Source organism: Ensifer sp. ZNC0028 (assembly GCF_000799055.1).
Lineage (GTDB): Bacteria > Pseudomonadota > Alphaproteobacteria > Rhizobiales > Rhizobiaceae > Ensifer.
In genome coordinates this window covers 1-19707 of record NZ_JTLA01000069.1, presented here as the reverse complement: position 1 = coordinate 19707, position 19707 = coordinate 1, and the positions used below count along the sequence as shown (strand labels likewise).

Below are 19707 nucleotides of genomic sequence, written 5' to 3'. Positions count from 1 at the left end.
ACTCATGGACCGCATCGCTCTTTAAGAGGCGATGGCTGAAATGGAGATCGCGACGATGAGCACAGGCACCAACCGCATGCTGGATGACTTCGCCAAGCTGATGACCGATGCTGCGGGCGCCGCTCAAGGCGTGCGCCGCGAGGTTGAAACCGCCTTCCGGGCGCAGGCCGAGCGGGCGCTGAATTCGCTCGACGTCGTCAAGCGCGAAGAGTTCGAGATGGTCAAGGAAATGGCCATCAAGGCGCGCGAGGAAAACGATGCGCTTCTGGCCCGTATTGAGGCTCTTGAAGCGCGTCTCGTCGATACGGGCAAGTAACGCGATTCCCTTGAAATAACGGCATTTCAGCGTTTTTACTTCGCCCGCGGACCTCTTTCGCGGGCGTTTTGCTGTCGATCAGCCGCACAGGTCTGAAACGGCATGATGGGTGGTTAATAAAACCTGAAAAGTTTTCCACCTGTGGACACTGCCAAAAAACCCTTATGGCAGAGTCAGTTAAGCTCAACCGCTTCATTCACATGACAACGTGGACGCGATTGTTCACGGCTATTTTTGGACCGAGGGGCTGGCAGCCTGACTCCGCCATTATACACTGATTTTAAATGATGATTCGAAACGAACCACGTAAGCTCCGGGCAGGGTAAGTCAGCCAGGATGGATGTGAGTTCAGCAATCATAGTGTGTTTGTAATCGGTGTTGGGTTTGCAGCGTTGCGTCTTGTGAGCGTGATGATGCATGCCCGTGCCACACCTATGCAGGGTGATGCATGAGCCTTTTGGAAATGGAAGTCGAGCGCCAATCCAACCCGGTCGATATGATCGAGTTCGTGGCTGCCAATAACGACTGGTCGTTCGAGCGATCCGGCGAAGACGAAATCGCCATGACGGTCGAAGGCAAGTGGGCGGACTACCACGTTTCCTTCTCCTGGATGGAGGAATTCGAGGCGCTGCACCTGGCCTGTGCCTTCGACATCAAGGTGCCGGAAAGCCGGGTCAACGAAGTCATCCGTCTGCTCTCCCATATCAATGGGCAGGTGTTGATGGGCCACTTCGATCTGTGGCGCCAGGAGGAAGTGGTGATCTTCCGCCAGTCGCTGCTGCTCGCCGGCGGCGCCGAGCCCACCAACCAGCAGGTCGAAGTTCTGCTTTCGAGCGCACTCGACGCTTGCGAATCCTATTATCAGGCGTTTCAATTCGTCGTCTGGTCCGGCATGGACGCGCAGCGCGCCGTCGATGCCGTGCTGTTCGAGACGGTTGGAGAAGCCTGATCATGACGAACGCCGCTTCCGGTCCCATCGTGCTCGTCGGCGCCGGCAATATGGGCGGCGCCATGCTTTCCGGCTGGCTGAAGAGCGGTGTTAAAGGCGCGGACGTTCTCGTCGTCGATCCCGGTCCGCCGCCGGCCATGGCGCAGCTGATCGCCGACAACGGCGTGACGCATGCGACCTCCGCACCGTCGGGTGTTCAGGCGGGCGTGATCTTCCTTGCGGTTAAGCCGCAGGTGATGGATGCGGTGCTGCCGCCGCTGAAATCGCTCGTTGGCCCGGAGACGGTCATCGTATCGGTTGCCGCCGGCAAAACGCTGGCCTTCATCGAAACCCATCTTGGTGCCGCCGCCACGGTGCGTGCCATGCCGAACACGCCGGCCATGATCGGCCGCGGTGTCACCGGCGCCTTTGCCAATGCCCGCGTCAGCGATCAGCAGCGCGCTCAGGTGCATGATCTCCTGAAGGTCAGCGGCCCGGTCGAATGGGTGCGCACCGAAGCCGAGATCGATGCCGTCACCGCCGTTTCCGGCAGTGGTCCGGCCTATGTCTTCTATCTCGTCGAGTGCATGGCGGAGGCGGGCCGCAAGGCCGGCCTTCAGCCGGACCTTGCCATGCGGCTCGCGCGGGAAACTGTCGCGGGGGCCGGCGAACTGTTGCACCAGTCGCCCGACGAGGCCGCGCGGCTGCGCCAGAACGTGACCTCGCCCGGCGGCACGACGGCTGCGGCACTATCCGTGCTGATGGCCGACGACGGGATGCAGCCGCTGTTCGACAAGGCGATCGCTGCGGCGCGCAAGCGCGCGGAAGAACTCGCAGGCTGAACATCAAACGCGGCCGGCGCCATGTCGGGGCCGGCAAGCGCCTGGCCTATGGCGTTCGCGTCGGGTAAGCGCCCGTGCAAGCCCCATGATCGCGGCTTGGCTGGCGGTTGAAGAGACTTCTCCAAATTGCACTTATCGCGCGGCGGCCCATGTCGCCGATCGCAATGGCGCGTTGATGCCGCGCCCAGGAATGCAGCGCATGGCTCATCGGCAGACCGTCTCGCTGATTGCCCATTTCCGTCACTCCTCAAGCTTCGCTGTCTGAGTTCCGGCTTAAGCTACAGCCTGTCGCCTGCCACGATAATCCATGTTAAATTCCGTTTATCTGTGACGAAATGGAATAGATAAGATGGATCGACAGGACGCCATGGCGGTGTTTCTCGCCGTCGTCGAGGAGGGTGATTTCTCGGCGGCGGCGCGGCGGTTGCGCATGACGCCATCGGCGGTCAGCAAGATCGTCGGCCGGCTGGAGGCGCGCCTCGGCGTGCGCCTGCTGCAGCGATCGACCCGCAGCATCAGCCTGACGAGCGAAGGCAGCGCCTATGCGGAATCGAGCCGCCGCATCCTCGGAGACATGGAGGATGCGGAGGTTGCGATCCAGCCGGGGGCGGTACCGCGCGGGCGGCTGCGGGTGAGCCTGCCCAGCGCCTTCGGTCACCGCCTGATCGTGCCCATGCTGCCTGATTTCATCGCGCGGTTTCCGGAGATCGACCTGGAACTCGATTTCAGCGACGCGGTCGTCGACCTCATGAACGGCGAGGCCGATGTCGCGCTGCGGGTTGCGGAACAAAACGACAGCACGCTGGTGACCCGGCGGCTCGCTCCGAACCGCCGGGTCATCTGCGCGGCACCCGCCTATCTCGAACGGCACGGTGCGCCGCAGACGCCCGACGACCTGCAGCGGCATGTCTGCCTTGCCATCACCGCCCGCGGCCGTCTCAACGTTTGGGAATTTCAGGATGGCAACGGCCGGCGTGCGATCCGTGTTCGTGGCTCCGTCGAAGCCAACAGCACCGAAGCGCTCCGACGGCTTGCGCTCGCGGGCATCGGCATCGTGCGCCTTTCCGAACTGCTCGTAGGCGGAGATATCAAGGCGGGATTGCTGGTGCCGCTTCTGACCGGCAGCAACTATGCCGAGGCAGAGCCGATCACGGTCGTCTATCCGCACCGGCGATTCTTGCCGCCGCGCGTGCGTGTTTTCGTCGATTTCCTGGCCGAGCAGTTTGCGCGCCGCCCGTGGGAGGAGGCCAGATTTCGCGGGGAGCCTGCCGGGGACGCCATGCTTCCGGAATCTCGCCCGATGCTTTAATCCACCTCGTCGGAGAAGATTTCACATAGGGAATGACGATGGCTGAAACTATTGAATTTGCTGATTTCGAGCGCGTGGATATCCGCGTGGGCACCATCGTCGAGGCCGAGCCCTTTCCGGAAGCGCGCAAGCCGGCGATCAAGCTGAAGATCGATTTCGGCCCGGAAATCGGCATAAAAAAGTCATCAGCGCAAATCACCGTGCATTATCGTCCGGAGGAACTCGTCGGGCGGCAGGTGCTGGGTGTGGTCAATTTTCCGCCGCGCCAGATCGGGCCTGTGCGCTCTGAAGTGCTGACGCTGGGCTTTGCAGACGAGGCCGGTGCGATCGTGCTGGCTGCCACCGAACGGCCGGTCCCCAACGGCAAGAAGTTGATGTGATCCCATGAACATTGCTTTCGAAGTGATCCCCGAGCGCGTCAAGGTGTCCTGCCTTTGGCGCGCCGCCGATGCCGCGCGCGACTGGCGCGCAAGTCATGTGCTGTCCCTGCTCGATCCGGAACTGCCGGATGCCAACGTGCCCGTGATTGCGGACGCCAGCCACCGGGTCGTGCGCATGCGCGACCAGGAAAACCTGAAAGCCACCCAGCATTTCCCGGATCTGGTGCTTGAGGTTTTCGAGGCGATGCGCCCGGCAGCCGAGCATGCTGAGAGCCGCATTCTCGTCCATTGCCATGCCGGCGTCAGCCGCTCGACGGCCTTTGCCTATGGTCTGATTGCGCACCAGCTCGGCGCGGGACGAGAGGACGAAGCCTTCCAGGCACTGCTGACCATCACGCGCAAGCCCTGGCCGAACCGCCGCATCATCGAGATCCTCGATGCAGCCCTTGGCCGCGACGGCCGGCTGCTCGCACCGCTCGACGTCATGCGCGCCCGTCATCCGCGCCGCATCGACGCCTGGCACCGCTTCAACGAACGACGCGGCCTGACCTCGATCTACCAGCGCTGACGGGTTCAGCTCTCCGGCATCAGCATCTCGGCGTAGCGCTTGAGTGAGCGATTGTAGCGGGGCAGGTGCCGCGACAGGCTGCCGAGAGCGAGTGCTGCCGCCTGTTGCGCCTGGCCGGTATCGACGAGGCAAAGCGCCAGGAAGGCGACGACCGCATCGTCGAGTTCGTCCGATGGCTTGTCGCGCTCGGCGGTGAGCAGGGCAACGCCTTCGTCGGCGCGGCCGAGATTGCGCAGGGTGCTGGCGAGCTGGATGGTGGCGCGTCGGCGGCGAATTCCCTGAAGGCCGTTTTCCAGCGCCTGCCGGTAGAGCGGCTCCGCCTTCGTCTCATGGCCGGTGGAATCCTGTGCCGAGGCTCGCTCGAACAGCCCGACGGCATGTCCTGCCGGCAGTTCGGCGGCGAGGGCATCGATGCGGGCGACAAAGCTTTCGCCATCCATCGTGTCGAAGGCGGCCCAGAGTTCGGCCACCCGTCGTTCCCAGTCAGCCCAATCGATGACGTCTACCATGCCCGCTCCCCTCAGCCCCCGTTCGCGGCCAGAAGTGGCCCGCCCGGGCAGGGACGTCAAGCCGGCACGCGCACCGTTGCCCTGAGGCCGCCGAGCGGGCTGTCGCCCAGCGTGACGTTGCCGCCGTGGCTGCGGGCGATATCGCGGGCGATCGCCAGACCAAGGCCGGTGCCGGAGCTGTCGAGATTGCGCGCTTCGTCGAGACGGAAGAACGGCTTGAAGACGTCCTCGCGCGAACGTTCGGGAATGCCCGGGCCGTCGTCGTCGATGGTGATTGTCAGCCACTTGGCACTGTGGCGCGCATCGATCTTGACGGTGTTGGCGTAGCGGTAGGCGTTCGAGGCGATGTTGGCGATGAGCCGGGTGAAGGCGTTTGGCCGGACGCGGATATCGTCTTCCCCCTCGACGGAGGTGGTGAGCGTCTTGCCGAGCAGTTCGGCTTCCGCGGCGAGCCGGGTCATCAGGTCCGAAAGTTTCAGCTGGCCGACGTCCTCCTCCGCTTCGCTGCGGGCGAAGGCGAGGTATCCTTCCAGCATGTTCTGCATGTCCTCGACGTCCTGGTTCAGGCCCTCGAGATCCGGGTTGTTGCCGGCAAGCGCCAGCTGCAGCTTGAAGCGGGTGAGAATGGTGCGCAGATCGTGACTGACGCCGGTCAGCATTGCGGTGCGCTGTTCGATCTGGCGTTCGATGCGCTCGCGCATCTGGATGAAGGCGAGACCGGCGCGGCGAATTTCGTCGGCGCCGCGCGGCGCGAAGTCGTCGATCTTCTGGCCCTTGCCGAAGCTTTCGGCCGCCTTGGTCAGGGCCAGGATCGGCCGGATCTGGCCGCGCAGGAAGAGGACCGCGATCGTCAGCAGCACCAGCGAGGCCGCCACCATCCAGACGAGGAAGATGTGGGTGTTGGAGGCATAGGCCTGGTTGCGCCGGGCGTAGACGCGCAGGATACGGCCGTCGTCGAGCTTGATGCGGATCTCGACGAGCTTGGAGTTGCCGACCGTATCGATCCAGAAGGGGCGGCGGACCTGGTTGGAAATCTCTTCGCCGAGGATCTGGTCGAGGATTTCGAAGAAGGGGCTGGGGCGCGGCGGCGGCAGTTCGCCGGGCGGATCCACGGAGATGCTGAGATCGAGCTGATCGCGGGCGATGCGGATGATCTCGGAGATGTCGCGGTCGGCCGGGAAGGTGTCGATGAGATCGACGATCGCGGCAATGTCCCCGGTGACGGCGGCCGACAGGCGCTGCGTCACCAACTGCCAGTGGCGCTCCATGAAGATGAAGGCGACCACCGACTGCAGGAGAACCATCGGGATGATGACGATCAGCAGCGAACGGGCGTAAAGCCCCATGGGCAGGCGACGGCGCAGCCAGCGGGTGAAACGCCTCCAGGCGTTGTCGTTCGCCCCGGATGCACCGTGCTCTATGCCGTCAAAGCTTGCCATGATCTGCCGCGCTCATCGGAAGGGCTGCCATTTCAGTCCACGCTCAGCCGGTAGCCGATGCCGCGCACCGTCTGCAGCCAGACGGGGTTGGACGGGTCGTCCTCGATCTTGCGGCGCAGACGGTTGATCTGCACGTCGATCGTGCGCTCGCCGACTTCGGCATCGTCACCGATCAGTTCGTGGCGCGGGATGGTTTCGCCGGCGCGCTGCGAAAACAGCGTCATGATCTCCTGCTCGCGGTCGGTCAGCCGGATATGGTCGGCGCCGCGCCGGAGTTCCTTGCGCACCACCGAGAAGGTGTAGGGGCCGAAGATGACCTGGTCGACCTTGGGCGCCTGGGCCGGCTGGTTGCGGCGCAGGATGTTGTTGATCCGCAGCACAAGTTCGCGCGGGTCGAAGGGCTTCGACAGATAGTCGTCGGCGCCGGCCTCGAGACCCTCGATGCGGGAATTGGATTCCGCCAGCGCCGTTAGCATCAGGATGGGCACGGTCTTGATCTGCCGGAGGCTCTGGGTGAGCGAAATGCCGCTTTCGCCCGGCATCATCACGTCGACGATCAGGAGGTCGAAGTCGAGGCCGACGAGTTTGCGGCGGGCCTCGTCCGCATCGGACGCAGTCGTCACGCGAAAACCCTGTTCGACCAGGTAGCGGTTGAGCAGATCGCGGATGCGCCGGTCGTCGTCGACGACCAGAAGGTGAGCCGCATCGTCCGAGACAGTCGCTTTTGTCGTCATTCCACGCTTCCCAAGTTGCAGGCCAGACCCGCGCTGCGGCGGGCGTCAGTCTGCGGCGTTGTTCTTCATCCCGGCGAGGAAGCGCTTGACCGTTTCGCGCGCGCCCGGGCCGGTTCTTGCCAATGCATCGGCTATGCGGCGGGACTGTGGCTCGGCAAGCGCACGCGCCAGCGCCTGGCCTTCCTCCGTGGTATAGAGCATGCGCTGGCGGCGGTCTTCAGGGCCGGTTTCCTGGCGGATATAGCCGGAATCGATCAGCTGCTTCAGCACCCGCGCAAGGCTCTGCTTGGTGATCTTCAGCGTGTCCAGGAGGTCGGCGACCGTCATGCCCGGCTCGCGGTCGACAAAGTGCACGACGCGGTGGTGCGCCCGTCCGAAGCCGCTCTTTTCCAGGATCGCGTCCGGGTCGGAGGTGAAGTCGCGATAGGCGAAGAAGAGCAGCTCGATGATCTCGAAATCGATCGTATCGTCATCGGCAGCGGCATCGTTCAGATACCGGGTGTTCTCTTTGGATTGGCCGGCCACGCGGTCATTTCCTTTCAGCCTGATTGCAACTTGCGAAACATTCGGAAAAATACGTCAGCTTTATTGACATATTTTTACCGTGTCGTTAGCGTCCATGCTCGGTAAGCGAGACATTTGGCGTTGGCAACATCTGAAAGGATATGCCGTGCCGTTCCGATCGCAAATCCAAAATCACGAAATTGAATTTTCCCTCAATCAGTTTGCCGATAAACTGAAAGCAGGACGATAATCAACTAAGAATGGCGCGCATGCGCCGGAGGATGACACCATGGCAGCGGTTCCTTTTGATCAGTTGGACGGACAGATCTGGTTCAACGGCGAGTTCGTCGCGTGGAAGGACGCCAAGGTACACGTGCTGACCCACGGCCTGCACTATGCCAGCGCGGTCTTTGAAGGCGAGCGCGCCTATGGCGGGCGCATCTTCAAGCTGACCGAGCACAACCAGCGTCTTCATCAGTCGGCCGAGATCCTCGGCTTCAAGATCCCCTATTCGGTCGAAGAACTGGACGCCGCCAGCGTCGAGCTTCTGAAGCGCCAGGGCTTTTCGGAGGCCTATGTGCGGCCGATCGCCTGGCGCGGCAGCGAGAGCATGGGCGTTTCGGCGCAGAACAATCGTATCAACGTTGCCATCGCCATCTGGCAGTGGGGCAGCTACTTCAATCCGGCCGAGAAGCTGAAGGGCATCCGGCTCGATATCGCAGAATATCGCCGCCCGGATCCGCAGACAGCACCTTCGAAGTCGAAGGCCGCCGGCCTCTACATGATCTGCACCATCTCCAAGCATGCGGCCGAGGCCAAGGGCTATGCGGATGCGATGATGCTGGATTACCGCGGCCGCGTGGCCGAAGCGACCGGTGCCAACATCTTCTTCGTCAAGGACGGCGTCATCCACACGCCGGTGCCGGATTGCTTCCTCGACGGCATCACCCGCCGCACCGTGATCGAGCTTGCCAAGCGCCGCGGCTATGAAGTCGTCGAGCGGGCGATCATGCCGGAGGAACTGTCCGGTTTCAGCGAATGCTTCCTCACCGGCTCGGCCGCCGAGGTAACGCCGGTTTCCGAAATCGGCCCCTATCGCTTCACGCCGGCAACGATCTGCGAAACGCTGATGAACGACTACATGAAAGAAGTCTATCCGGTTGCCGCGGCAGCCGAGTAACAACGGCATCCGGAATACTCTCGAATGCAGAAAAGGCGGCCCCCGGGGGCCGCCTTTTGTCTTGCTACGGATATGATCGCAGAGTTAGGCGGTCTTCCCCAAGAACTGCCCGACGATTCCGCTCAGCACGCCGCCGCCGACAAGGCCGCCGATGGCTTGCATGGCAAGACCGGTCGCGGCTGCTTCTCCGCCGAGCATTTGAATGAGGAACCCGCCGCCGAGGCCTCCGATCGCGCCGACGATGGTGCGTGCGACGATACCGAATGCCTGCTGCTTCAACACTGCGCTGGCCGCGTTGCCGCCGGCCGCCCCCGCGATCAATTGGGTAATGATAGGCATTAATGCTTCCATTGATCCCTCCGTGTCGTGGCTCGTCGTGGACGCGCCACTAAAAGCCGATGATCCGGCATCAATAGGTTGAAGCCTATTCTGGTTTATTGTCAATTTGAGTGAAATGACGTTCCCGCGACTGCTTCGTAGCCAATTGAAATGGCTCGATTTTAGGCAGAGGCAATATCATGCTGGCAAAGCGGGAAAATGAAGCCGGCGGCGGGGGCGGCTGGAGGCATTGGCCTTGCCGTGGATGATTCGTGCCGTCGGGAGGGCGAGGGAGCGTGATGCAGGCGCATGAGGGAACCTCCGGCAACCGAATGGCTGCCGGAGATCTCGGCTGTTAGCGGTAGACGTAGACGATGCGTCGCGTTGCCGGTTCGACCAGAACGGGCTGGCCGTTGATGCTGACATAGTCGTAGCTGTAGTCAGGCACGCGGTGAACGGCCACGGTCTGTGGCAGTTCGGCACCGACGACGACTTCGCCATCGAGATAGACGGTCTCGCCGGGGTTGGACGTGACGTAGGTCCGCACGTTGTCCGGCGGCACGATCGGGTCGATCTGTTCGACCGGGCCGATCAATTCGTCGCCGCTGCTGACGATCACGGGATCATTGGGCTGCGCTTCGTAGGTGACCGCGGGAATGGCGAGGTCGGCGCGACGCTCCTGGACCACGACGGCCGAGCCGCCAAGATCCGTCGTCAGATACTGGGCATAGACCCAGCCGCGCACGCCGCCGACGTCGATGCGGCACCACTTGCTGCCTTCGACGCAGCCGTCGATGACCGCGGTGCTGCCGCGGGCCGCAAGGCCGACTGTCGGATATTGAGGGCCCGGACCCGTGCGGATATTCAGGTCCGTCACTGTGGTCGCGGTCATGGCTGCAAAGGCGGACGGGGTACCGATCGCCAACACCAAACCCGCGGCCGCAGCGGCTCGCAACAGGGGGCGGGTAAGCTTCACCATTGTGTTTCTCCTTATATTGACGAGGACCAAACGCCGGCAAGCGCGCGGATGTTCCCCCGGGAACGTCACGAAATATGACGCTGTGACATTCTCCAGCCGTCGCCGAGGGCAGGACACGCCAGGAGAACAGGCGACGGGAGAGGGGACACAATGCAGAATGCTCAGCCGGATCAGACCAACGTCGCCGCGCGCAGCCTCAAGCCGGTGGTACGGATCGTCGTCGCTGCCGAGATCGCGATTTCGGCGCTGCTGATGACCACCGTGCAGTGGCCGGCGCCCCAGTTGTCCGCGCCGCAAATAGCCTCGCTTCGCTGATTGGCGCTGTCACCGCCGCCAATTGCCGCTATAGGAAGATGACGAGATCCCAAAGCGCGTTGCGATCTTCCAGATTCGCTTCCCACGCTCTAGGTTCCTGAGTTATCGCATGTCGTTATCGCAATACCGCTCCCACACTTTTGCGCGACATGCTCTAGAAAGGCAGACGCGCATGTTACAGGCGGGCATCATCCCGGTTACCCATTTCGAGCAGAACTGCACCGTGCTGTTCGACAGCGAGACCAAGGAAGGCGTGATCGTCGATCCGGGCGGCGATGTCGATCTCATCCTGCAGACCGTCCGCGAAAACGGTATCACGCTGAAGGCGATCTGGATCACCCACGGCCATATCGACCATGCCGGCGGTGCCAAAGAACTGAAGGACGCGCTCGGGCTCGAAATCATCGGTCCGCACAAGGACGACCTGCCGCTGCTCGAAAGGCTGGAAAGCCAGGCCGAGCGCTTCGGGCTGGCGATGAAGGTCCAGAACGTCATTCCCGATCGCTGGCTTGAAGAGGGCGACACCGTCTCCTTCGGCGACCATGTCTTCGAAGTCTTGCATTGCCCGGGCCATGCGCCGGGCCACGTGGTCTATTTCAACCGGGCGCAGAACTTCGCCCATGTCGGAGACGTGCTCTTCCACGGTTCGATCGGCCGCACCGACCTGCCCGGCGGCAATCACCAGCAATTGCTCGATTCGATCCGCGACAAGATCCTGCCGCTTGGAGACAATGTCGGCTTCATCTGTGGCCATGGCCCGGGCGGCCAGATCGGCGAGGAGCGCCGCACCAATCCCTATCTGCGTGGGCTCTGAGCCTCCGCACACGCGCATGAAAAAAGCCCATGTCTCGATCAAGACATGGGCTTTTCGATTCTTGCGCCGAGCCTGATCAGCCGGCGGTGCAGAAGTAGCTGCGACCGTCGTAGCCGCGGAAGGTGCCGCTATCCGGGTTGAACGAACGGTAGCGCTGCGCGCAGTAGCGATACCAGGACGGGGTCCAGGGCTCGAGCGACCGGTAACCGCCGCCGTAGCTGTCGACGACGACAGGGCGTGCCTGGTAGACCGGGCGAGGGCGATAGACCGGACGCGGCTCGTAGTAATCGTATTCCGGTTCCGGATCGATGTAGACGCGCTCGTTGTAGCCGCCGTTGTAACGCGGCTGCGAAGCGATCGCGCCGCCGATCAGAGCGCCGGCAACGAGACCTGCTGCACCGGCTGCCCATGCGTCGTCATTGTTGTGGTGATGCCTGCCGCCTGCCTCGGCGGCGCCAAAGGTCGGGATGACCATAGCGGCTGCGGCGATCGAGAGAACGGCGGCTTTGATGAACTTGTTCATTTGGCTTCAATCCTTCGCATGGACCGGATCAACCCGGTCTTCATGATGCAGGAAGGTTAACGCGGCCAAACTGAACCGAGCCTGAACAAAAAAACCCGGCAAGAATGCCGGGCTTCAACTTGGAATCTGTCAGCAGAAAACGGCGTTAGCCGGAGATCTGCAGGTTGACCGCCTTCGGGCCTTTGCCGCGGCGATCCGGTTCGGTGTCGAAGCTTACCTTCTGGTTTTCCGTCAGACCGGTCAGGCCGGAAGCCTGGACTGCGGAAATGTGTACGAAGATATCTGCACCACCGTTGTCAGGCTTGATGAAACCAAAGCCCTTGTCGGTGTTGAAGAATTTTACAGTGCCAGTTTCGGCCATGCGTCAGGTCCTTTTCTCTCCACCCGTTTGACGGACGGGCAGCATTGCAGTTTTGCCCGAATGGGCGTTGGCAGGCAGGTCTCGACGTTTGAGGAAAGGGTCCTGGTTACCGCAGCCAGCCATAGGAAAGGTCGCATTGCTGCTTCCCATCGGTCTGGCCGCCCGGAGTTTTTGCGTCTCCGGCCCGCTTTTATTTCAAGATCTTCCCGTGTTCGCAGATTGCCCGAACGGAAGTAAGATTGATGGGTTTATTTTGAATTGGCAAGCAAAACTTTTCGGGATTGGTATTGCGTCTTGTCATTGCTCAAAAATCGGTCATTTGCGGCTTTGCGGGGCGCTGCGCAAAATATATCGCAAGCTGTTGAAATCACAGCTTTTTGAAAACAATTGCTGCAAAATTGAGTGGTTTTCGCCGATTTCCCGTGCGGCGCTGGCAAAGCGGGCCAATCGCATATCAGGTATGCCGTCGGCAACTCCCTGATATGTTTGAGGCTTCTGATGTCGGCGGTTTCTTACGTAGATTTCTTGCAGAAAATCTACAACTACCGTTTCGGGGCGAAAACGCACGGCGAAGCCACGCCTTCGTCGCGAAGCAACGGGCCTGTTGCCCTGAGCAATAGCAAGTAAAGCCTCAGTCCAGCGTCTTGGCGGTGGGTGCTTATAGTTCCCTGAGGCGCCCTCAGGCAGCGGCTGCGGCGCGGCGGCCCTTGGTCAGTTCCGGCACGATCTCGACCGTCAGCATGGCGGCAAAGATGATGGCGCAGCCGGCATAGCCGATCGGGGTGATGACCTCGCCAAGCAGGAGAACGCCGAAGAGGGCGGCAAAGAGCGCCTCGCTCGACAGGAAGATCGCAGCCTGCGGCGCCGTGGTGTAGCGCTGCCCGACGACCTGGAGAATGAAGGCGAGGCCGCTCGAAAAGATGCCGGCATAGAGGATTTCGAAGAGCGCGCCCTCGATGGCGGCAAAGCTCAGCGGTTCGGTCGTCACGGCGAGGACGAAGCCGAGCACGGCGCAGACGGCAAACTGGGTCATCGAAAGCAGCATCGGCCGGCCGCTGCTCGGGGCAAAGAGGCCGATCAGTAGCATCTGCACGGCCCAGAACAGGGCGCAAAGGATGGTCAGATAGTCGCCTCCGGTGAGCGCCGAGAGCGTTCCCCCGCTCAGCAGGAAAATGCCAAACAGCGCCATCATCGCGCCAGGCCAGATGATCCAGTGCGGCTTGCGGCGCAGGAAGACAACCATCAGCACGGGCACGAAGACGACATAAAGACCGGTGAGGAAGCCGGAATTGGTGACGCTGGTGTCGAGCAAGCCGAATTGCTGCGTCACCGCGCCGGCAAAGAGCGCCAGGCCGATGAAGATGAAGTTGCGGACGGTCGAAAGCTTGATCGGTTCGGCGGCACGCTTCGTTTCGATGATGGCCAAGGGCATGGCGACCAGTGTCGCGATTGCGAAACGCAGCGCGATGAACCAGAGCGGGCTGATCGCATCCATGGCGGTCGACTGCGCGACGAAGCCGGCGCCCCAGATGGCGCCTGAAATCAAAAGCAGCAGATTGGCCTGAATGCGCGGCATGTCGTTCTCTCCTCGGACAGGCGCGTCTAGCAGTTGCGTTTTCGCCGGGCAAGGCTCATCGTCGGCATGCGGTTGGAGAGATCGAATGAAGATGGCGGGCGGCGCGGTGTCGAATGCGCGCGCGGGAGAGGGCGTTCCGGCCAACCGGGCGCTTGCAGGCCTCCCGCCATGACTGATGCCGGCTATTCCGGCACGCCGCTGGCGCGCAAGCTCGGGCTGAAGGATGGACAGCGGGCGCTGCTTCTCGGAGTTCCGTCCGGTCTCGATGCGATCAGCGGCTTTGCCGGCTTTCGCACCTTGGAAACGTCGATCGGTGGTGCGGCCGAGCGCGATGCCGACTATGCCCACGTATTCGAAACCGAGCGATCGGGCTTGGAGCGGCTCGCGCCGATCCTGGCCGGAAGGCTCAAACCCGATGGCATGCTCTGGATATCCTGGCCGAAGAAGGCGTCGAAGCTGCCGACGACGCTGACCGAGGACGTTTTGCGCGACATCTTCCTGCCGCTCGGCCTTGTCGATGTGAAGGTTTGCGCCGTCGACGCGGTCTGGTCCGGGCTGAAATTCATGTTCCGGCGCGAGGTGCGCGACCGGCTGTCGTGAGCCAGTCAGTGGCGGGCGCCGCCTATTGCTCTGCGGCCTTGGAGACCCTGAGCACGGCGCCGTCTTCCTCGTCCGTTACCATCAGCAAGGCGCCATCGGGTGCCACGACGACGTCGCGGATGCGGCCGAATTCGCCATCGAACAAGCGCTCCTCGGAGCCGATCGCGCCGCTGTCGTCGCGTTCGAGCCGGGCGAGCAACTGGTACTTCAGCGCCGCCACCAGAAGGTCGCCGTCCCATTCGGGAAACATCTTGCCGCGATAGACGGCAAGCGCGCCCGGCGCGATCGAAGGATCCCAATAGAAGAGCGGCTGGTCGAGGCCTTCTTTCGACGTACCTTCGCCGATTTCGGCGCCGGAATAATCCTTGCCGTAGGTAATGACAGGCCAGCCGTAATTGTGGCCGGCCTTCGGGTTGTTGATCTCGTCGCCGCCGCGCGCGCCGTGCTCGACGGTCAGCAACGTGCCGTCTTTCGGATCGAAGGCGATGCCTTGCGGATTGCGGTGGCCCTTTGACCAGATCTCCGGCAGGCCGCCGGTGCCGCCGCGATAGGGGTTCGATCCGGGAATGCTGCCGTCGGCATTGATGTGCAGGATGGCGCCGGCGTGGTCGCGCGGGTCCTGCGCCCGGTCACCTTCGCCGCGGTCGCCGATGCCGAAGAACAGGCTGCCATCGGGCGCGATGGCGATGCGTGAGCCGAAATGCTGGCCCTTGCCGGTGAACTTGCTCATCCGGAAGAGTTCCTTGACATCGGTAAGGCCGGTTCCGTCGGCGGCGAGTTTCGCCCGGACGACGGCAGTGCCGTAGCCGCCTTTGCCGTTGGCGGCCATCGTCAGGTAGAGCGTCCGGTTTTCGGCGAAACGGGGATCGAGCGCGATGTCGAGCAGGCCGCCCTGGCCGCGCTCGGCGACCTCGGGCACGCCCGTCAGCGGCTTCGAGAGCTTGCCGTCGCGCACGATGCGCAGCCGCCCCGGACGCTCGCTGACGATCAATCCACCATCGGGGAGTGCTTCTACCGCCCAGGGGTGCTCGAGACCGGTGGCGAGCGTTTCGACAATGAGGCTACCCTTCTTGCTCGGGAACTCGCGGGCGTCTTGTGCCTTGGCGCCGAACGGGGAGACGAGGGCAGCCAGAGCGGTGGACATGGCCAGGATGGCGACCTTGCGCACGCCTTTGCCTGTCCGTCCCGATGTTCCTGCAATCGCTCGCCTCATTCCGCTTCTCCGACACCGACTCGTTCCGGGGAAGCTGGAGCGGTCTCTCCGCCGGTTCAAGTCACATCCGATCAAAAGCCGTTTATTTCGAGATCGAGCCCGTCGTCAGCGGTACCGGGCGCTGTTCGCCGATGAGTTCGGCATCGACGATGTAGCGCATCGGTCCCTGCTCGATCGCATCGAAGGGCCAGCAGGTGGCGAGCGCCAGGTGGTGGCCACTGGAAGACGCGTTGATGCCGCTTTCATCCCAGCGGGCAACCCGACTTTCGCCGGCCCGAAACAGGAAGCGACGGCCATCCTTGCGCGTCAGCACCAGGAGGTCGCCGGGGTTGACGTCCTTCAGCCAGCGAAAATGCGTGTCGCGATGGGCGGCAATGACCGAGGTGCCCTCGTCGCCGGGAAGCGGCGTCGTCGTCAGCCAGGCGGGCCCGAAGGCAAGCGCTTCGCCGCTGGCGCCTTCCAGCACGATCGCCGAGCGGTTGATCCGTGGCGCCGAGATTTCGGCGGCCGTCTGGAAATCGGCCCAGGGCCAGGGCTTACCATCAGGGCTGCCATGAAGCTGCGCCTCGAAGGTGCGCTTCAACAGCACCTGCGAGACCTCGGCCTTGGCCTTCATGTAGAAGCCCTTGCCGATCAGAAGCAGGCCGGCAAGGGCAATGAGCGCGATGATCGCAAGCACGATCGTTTCGACCGCCGAGAGGCGGGCGAGAAAGCCCGGCCGTGGCTCGGACTGATCCTTGTCAGCGGCCACGGCGGCGCACTCCGGCAGTGACGACGGCGGCGATCGGCGCGCGCCAGAAGACGAAGGTCGTGCCGGCAAGAAGCGCGAAGGCAAGCAGCATCAGGCCAATCAAGATCTGCTTGTCCGCTTCCGTTGCCGTCTGCGGCAGGGACACCTGGTTGTTGGCTTCAGCGATCAGACCGGCCGCCCGCGCCGTCGGTGCGGCGAGCATGCGGTCGGCCGTCACCATCGCAAGTTTGGTTCGGCTTTCGAGCGCGGCGCGTTCGTCGACCTTGCCGGGGACGACCTCGACAGGGGCTTCGCCGAAGACCTTGCCGAAGTCCCAGCCGGCCGGGAGATTGAGCGGCAGCTTCGTTTCGCTGAGGTTCTCGCTGCTGGGCCGCGATGGCGTCGCGTCGACGGCAACGAGGCTCGTGACGCGGGAGACGAGATGGTGGGCTAGAGCCACCGTCTCGATCCGCTTGTCGAGGGTCGCCGGGTCGGCGATCGTCGACGCGCTCGCTTCAAGGTCGTCGATCTTGCGGCGGGCCCAGAGCTTGGCGATGCCTTCGCCGGTCGAAGCCTTGGCGATATCCATCTCCACCCGCCAGGGCTGGTCGCCGGCCTTGCCGAGGATCTGCAGCTTGCCTTCGGGGGCGGTGCCATCGAGTTCGGCCGTCAGCACCACGGGCTCGCCGCGATAAAGATCGGGCATCGGGTTTGGTGTGATGTCGCCGGCCGATGCGCCCTCGAAGGCGGCCGAGATATCCGTCATGGCGGGGCTTTCGAGCTTGGTGAAGAGTTCGCCCATGCGCGCGGCGACCTCGCTCTCCGAGCCGATCAGCGTGAAGGTGCCGCGGCCATATTCGGCGGCCTTGGTCATGAAGTGACTGTTCGGGGCCGAGCCGATGCCGACGGTGAAGACGCGGGCGTCGCCGCGATTCTTCTGGATCTCGTCGAAAAGCTGCGTCTCGTTGCCGATCGCACCGTCTGTCAGGAACACCACCTGGCGAAGAGCGCCGGCCTCAACCGGTCCTTGCGTGCGAAGGGCCGCTTCCAGCGCCGGCAGCATCTCGGTGCCGCCATCGGCCGTCAGGCCGCGGACATAGGCGATCGCATCTTCGCGCTTGTCCGGCGTCGCTTCGACCAGTTCGGGGAAGTGCACCGACATGGTGTCGTCGAAGCGGATGACGTTGAAGCGGTCCTCGGGCTTCAGCCTGGAGATCGCCAGCGCCAGGCTCTCCTTGGCCTGCTCCATCGAGGGGCCGGCCATGGAGCCGGAATTGTCGATGACGAAGACGATCTCGCGCTTGACGGGCTTGGCGTCGGCCTCGCTTGCGGCGGCCGGCGGGGTGACGAAGGAAAGCAGATAGGTCTTGCCGCCGACCGTCTCGCGGAACAGGCCGGCATAGGGGCTCTTGCCCTCGATCGCCTTCCAGGTGAGTTCGAAGTCGCGGTCGGCAGGCACGCTGTCGCCCTTCAGCGTCACCCGACGGCTGAGATCGTCGATACTGGCGATATCGACCGCGTGATAGCCGGATTTCACTTCGCCGAGCGGAAAGCCGGCCTTGAGGTTCACGGTCAGCGTGACGGGGTTGATCCTGGCGTTTTCCTTGGGGTCGAGGACCGGCGCTTCGATCTTCTCGCGATCGGGTACCGGGTCGCTGACGGCATAGCCGGTGCGGCTGTCGAGATCGACGGTCTGGACGATCGGCTGCGGATTGTAGCGCGGTGCCACGACCATCGGGAAACGGAGAGAATAGAGGCCGTTCGACTGGCGCACCGCGCTCTGGTACTCGATCTGCACGACCACTGTTTCACCCGGGCCGATATTGGCGACCTGGTTGGTGAAGATGTTCGGGCGCTGCTGTTCGAGAAGCGCTGCCTTCTTGCCTTCGGCCTTTGCCTGTTCGTAGATTTCCTTGGCGGCCTGGCGCGGCTTAATCTGGCCGTCGATGAAGCGGTCGCCGATCTGCATCTTCAGCGTATCGACGGCCGAATCTTCGGGTAGCGGAAAAACATAGGTGCCTTCGACCCAGCCCTTGCTCGGGTTCTCGAACCGCTGGGTGACGCGAGTGCGCATGATCGGGCCGTTGACGTCGATCTGGACGTCGGTCGCAAGCCGCGGCGCCTCGACGAAATAGCCCGGTTCCTTCGACGGGAAGAGCAGGGCGCCGGCGCCGACGTCGTTGGGGCGAACGTAACCCGCCATCTGCCGCGGCTTGGCATCAGCCGTTTGCGCGGCTGCCTGGGTCATCAGCCCGATGAACATCAGGATGCAGGCAGCAAGGGCCGCAAGCGCCAGATACATGCCCCAGCGTGCTTCGCTCTGCCGTGTCTTCATGGAAGCGATTTCGTCGTCGAGAAACATTGCATAACCCCCGTAATGCGAATGTGTTCGGATCATCGGAGGAAAAGCCCGGAAGCCGGCTGTTGCGCGACGGAATTGCGGCGTTCCGCGACAGTTGTCGTGGCTAAATTATGGCATTTGCAAATTCGGCGGACTGCGCTGTTTTTTTTGAATAAATCGCGATCAACAACCGTTTCTGATCGTTACGTTTCGTGGTCGTTCAAACGGGCGCCACAATCCGTTTTCGCAGCGATCGACGGCCGGTCATGCATCGCGCCGTGTCGTGACCTGCGATCGACGATGCTGATCGCATTCATGAAACTTTGTCATGGTAACGCTTTTTGCCCGCGTTTCCGGCGTTTTTGCCGTTCCGGCGCTTGCAAGACCGGGCGTCTTTCGACATAGACCTAACCGCTATGGAGCCTGGCTTTTTAGTTCCGTAGCGATCACCTCGTCTCGAAACGATCAGGACCTTCACCCATGGCCTTCCTTGCCGATGCCCTTTCCCGTGTAAAGCCTTCCGCCACCATCGCCGTTTCGCAGAAAGCCCGTGAGCTGAAAGCGAAAGGCCGCGATGTCATCGGCCTCGGCGCCGGAGAGCCGGACTTCGACACGCCCGACAATATCAAGAAGGCCGCCATCGACGCGATCAATCGCGGCGAGACGAAGTACACGCCGGTCTCCGGTATCCCGGAACTGCGCGAAGCGATCGCCAAGAAGTTCAAGCGCGAGAACAACCTCGACTACACGGCTGCCCAGACGATCGTCGGCACCGGTGGAAAGCAGATTCTTTTCAACGCCTTCATGGCGACCCTGAACGCGGGCGATGAAGTCGTCATCCCGGCGCCTTACTGGGTTTCCTACCCGGAAATGGTGGCGCTGTGCGGCGGTACCCCGGTCACCGTCTCGACCAAGCAGGAGAACAACTTCAAGCTCAAGGCCGAGGACCTCGACAAGGCGATCACGCCGAAGACCAAGTGGTTCATCTTCAACTCGCCGTCCAACCCGTCGGGTGCCGCCTACAGCCATGCCGAGCTCAAGGCGCTGACCGACGTGCTGATGAAGCATCCGCATGTCTGGATCCTCACCGACGACATGTACGAGCACCTGACCTATGGCGACTTCAAGTTCGCGACCCCGGTCGAAGTCGAGCCTGGCCTTTATGATCGCACGCTGACGATGAACGGCGTCTCCAAGGCCTATGCCATGACCGGCTGGCGCATCGGCT

The 19707-nt window shown here is 62.7% G+C and carries 24 protein-coding genes; 12 read left to right on the top strand and 12 right to left on the bottom strand.

Going from position 1 to position 19707, the window contains the following annotated elements; genetic code table 11:
- Positions 1 to 55 precede the first annotated feature (55 nt).
- The 6 genes from L981_RS16040 to L981_RS16015 all read left to right on the top strand — a co-directional run bounded on the left by L981_RS16040 (position 56) and on the right by L981_RS16015 (position 4343).
- Positions 56 to 316, top strand: coding sequence for an accessory factor UbiK family protein (locus L981_RS16040; RefSeq protein WP_043618160.1), 261 nt, complete (start codon positions 56 to 58; stop codon positions 314 to 316).
- Between the two features lie 448 nt (positions 317 to 764).
- The gene (locus tag L981_RS16035) at positions 765 to 1265 is read left to right on the top strand and encodes a YbjN domain-containing protein (protein ID WP_043618087.1); all 501 of its coding nucleotides are present in this window, start codon (positions 765 to 767) and stop codon (positions 1263 to 1265) included.
- Positions 1266 to 1267: 2 nt separating this feature from the next.
- Positions 1268 to 2086 carry a pyrroline-5-carboxylate reductase gene (proC, locus tag L981_RS16030; RefSeq protein ID WP_043618084.1) on the top strand — a complete coding sequence of 273 codons (819 nt, stop codon included), beginning with the start codon at positions 1268 to 1270 and terminating at the stop codon, positions 2084 to 2086.
- A 349-nt stretch (positions 2087 to 2435) separates the two neighbouring features.
- Positions 2436 to 3395 (top strand): LysR family transcriptional regulator, encoded by a 960-nt coding sequence (locus L981_RS16025; protein WP_043618081.1) that lies wholly within the window; start codon positions 2436 to 2438, stop codon positions 3393 to 3395.
- Positions 3396 to 3433: 38 nt separating this feature from the next.
- Positions 3434 to 3775, top strand: coding sequence for a tRNA-binding protein (locus L981_RS16020; RefSeq protein ID WP_043618157.1), 342 nt, complete (start codon positions 3434 to 3436; stop codon positions 3773 to 3775).
- Positions 3776 to 3779: 4 nt separating this feature from the next.
- Positions 3780 to 4343, top strand: a complete 564-nt coding sequence (locus L981_RS16015; RefSeq protein WP_043618079.1) for a protein-tyrosine phosphatase family protein — start codon at positions 3780 to 3782, stop codon at positions 4341 to 4343.
- 5 nt (positions 4344 to 4348) lie between these two features.
- Here the strand turns inward: L981_RS16015 and L981_RS16010 are convergent, their stop codons facing one another.
- From L981_RS16010 to L981_RS15995, 4 genes are read right to left on the bottom strand one after another with little or no spacing between them, the layout of a single operon-like run.
- Complete coding sequence (locus L981_RS16010; protein WP_043618076.1) at positions 4349 to 4852, bottom strand: tetratricopeptide repeat protein; 504 nt, start codon at positions 4850 to 4852, stop codon at positions 4349 to 4351.
- A gap of 56 nt (positions 4853 to 4908) precedes the next feature.
- Entirely contained in the window at positions 4909 to 6291 is a 1383-nt protein-coding gene (locus tag L981_RS16005) for an ATP-binding protein (RefSeq protein WP_043618073.1), read from the bottom strand.
- 32 nt (positions 6292 to 6323) lie between these two features.
- The gene (locus L981_RS16000; protein ID WP_043618070.1) at positions 6324 to 7025 is read right to left on the bottom strand and encodes a response regulator; all 702 of its coding nucleotides are present in this window, start codon (positions 7023 to 7025) and stop codon (positions 6324 to 6326) included.
- Positions 7026 to 7070: 45 nt separating this feature from the next.
- Positions 7071 to 7550 carry a MarR family winged helix-turn-helix transcriptional regulator gene (locus L981_RS15995; protein WP_034788710.1) on the bottom strand — a complete coding sequence of 160 codons (480 nt, stop codon included), beginning with the start codon at positions 7548 to 7550 and terminating at the stop codon, positions 7071 to 7073.
- Positions 7551 to 7818: 268 nt separating this feature from the next.
- On the opposite strand from L981_RS15995, the gene L981_RS15990 reads away from it, so the two are divergent.
- Positions 7819 to 8709 (top strand): branched-chain amino acid aminotransferase, encoded by an 891-nt coding sequence (locus L981_RS15990; protein ID WP_043618066.1) that lies wholly within the window; start codon positions 7819 to 7821, stop codon positions 8707 to 8709.
- Between the two features lie 84 nt (positions 8710 to 8793).
- Here the strand turns inward: L981_RS15990 and L981_RS15985 are convergent, their stop codons facing one another.
- Complete coding sequence (locus tag L981_RS15985; RefSeq protein ID WP_043618063.1) at positions 8794 to 9060, bottom strand: hypothetical protein; 267 nt, start codon at positions 9058 to 9060, stop codon at positions 8794 to 8796.
- A 322-nt stretch (positions 9061 to 9382) separates the two neighbouring features.
- A complete protein-coding gene (locus L981_RS15980) occupies positions 9383 to 10006 on the bottom strand; it encodes a DUF1236 domain-containing protein (protein WP_043618060.1) in 624 nt (207 codons plus the stop codon).
- Between the two features lie 150 nt (positions 10007 to 10156).
- Between L981_RS15980 and L981_RS35105 the strand changes: the two genes are divergently transcribed.
- Positions 10157 to 10321, top strand: a complete 165-nt coding sequence (locus L981_RS35105; RefSeq protein WP_197067150.1) for a hypothetical protein — start codon at positions 10157 to 10159, stop codon at positions 10319 to 10321.
- 172 nt (positions 10322 to 10493) lie between these two features.
- Positions 10494 to 11135, top strand: coding sequence for an MBL fold metallo-hydrolase (locus tag L981_RS15975; protein WP_043618056.1), 642 nt, complete (start codon positions 10494 to 10496; stop codon positions 11133 to 11135).
- A gap of 76 nt (positions 11136 to 11211) precedes the next feature.
- Here the strand turns inward: L981_RS15975 and L981_RS15970 are convergent, their stop codons facing one another.
- Positions 11212 to 11658: a BA14K family protein gene (locus L981_RS15970; protein WP_043618053.1), complete on the bottom strand. Its 447-nt coding sequence runs from the start codon at positions 11656 to 11658 to the stop codon at positions 11212 to 11214.
- A gap of 145 nt (positions 11659 to 11803) precedes the next feature.
- Positions 11804 to 12019 (bottom strand): cold-shock protein, encoded by a 216-nt coding sequence (locus L981_RS15965; RefSeq protein ID WP_043618050.1) that lies wholly within the window; start codon positions 12017 to 12019, stop codon positions 11804 to 11806.
- Positions 12020 to 12155: 136 nt separating this feature from the next.
- Between L981_RS15965 and L981_RS34555 the strand changes: the two genes are divergently transcribed.
- Complete coding sequence (locus L981_RS34555; protein WP_156134119.1) at positions 12156 to 12500, top strand: hypothetical protein; 345 nt, start codon at positions 12156 to 12158, stop codon at positions 12498 to 12500.
- Between the two features lie 198 nt (positions 12501 to 12698).
- On the opposite strand, the gene L981_RS15955 is transcribed toward L981_RS34555, so the two are convergent.
- Positions 12699 to 13595, bottom strand: a complete 897-nt coding sequence (locus L981_RS15955; RefSeq protein ID WP_043618045.1) for a DMT family transporter — start codon at positions 13593 to 13595, stop codon at positions 12699 to 12701.
- Positions 13596 to 13763: 168 nt separating this feature from the next.
- Here L981_RS15955 and L981_RS15950 point away from each other — a divergent pair, with 168 nt between their 5' ends.
- On the top strand, positions 13764 to 14195 hold the full coding sequence (locus tag L981_RS15950; protein ID WP_043618042.1) for a hypothetical protein: 432 nt from the start codon (positions 13764 to 13766) through the stop codon (positions 14193 to 14195).
- Between the two features lie 22 nt (positions 14196 to 14217).
- Here the strand turns inward: L981_RS15950 and L981_RS15945 are convergent, their stop codons facing one another.
- The 3 genes from L981_RS15945 to L981_RS15935 form a co-directional block, all read right to left on the bottom strand.
- Positions 14218 to 15339, bottom strand: coding sequence for a PQQ-dependent sugar dehydrogenase (locus L981_RS15945; RefSeq protein ID WP_043618154.1), 1122 nt, complete (start codon positions 15337 to 15339; stop codon positions 14218 to 14220).
- Positions 15340 to 15490: 151 nt separating this feature from the next.
- Positions 15491 to 16243 (bottom strand): class GN sortase, encoded by a 753-nt coding sequence (locus tag L981_RS15940; protein WP_082006052.1) that lies wholly within the window; start codon positions 16241 to 16243, stop codon positions 15491 to 15493.
- Positions 16149 to 18500, bottom strand: a complete 2352-nt coding sequence (locus tag L981_RS15935) for a marine proteobacterial sortase target protein (RefSeq protein WP_043618039.1) — start codon at positions 18498 to 18500, stop codon at positions 16149 to 16151. The genes L981_RS15940 and L981_RS15935 overlap by 95 nt, the downstream gene beginning before the upstream one ends.
- 459 nt (positions 18501 to 18959) lie before the next feature.
- Here L981_RS15935 and L981_RS15930 point away from each other — a divergent pair.
- Positions 18960 to 19707: pyridoxal phosphate-dependent aminotransferase (locus L981_RS15930; RefSeq protein WP_043618036.1), on the top strand; the 748-nt coding region annotated here is incomplete at its 3' end.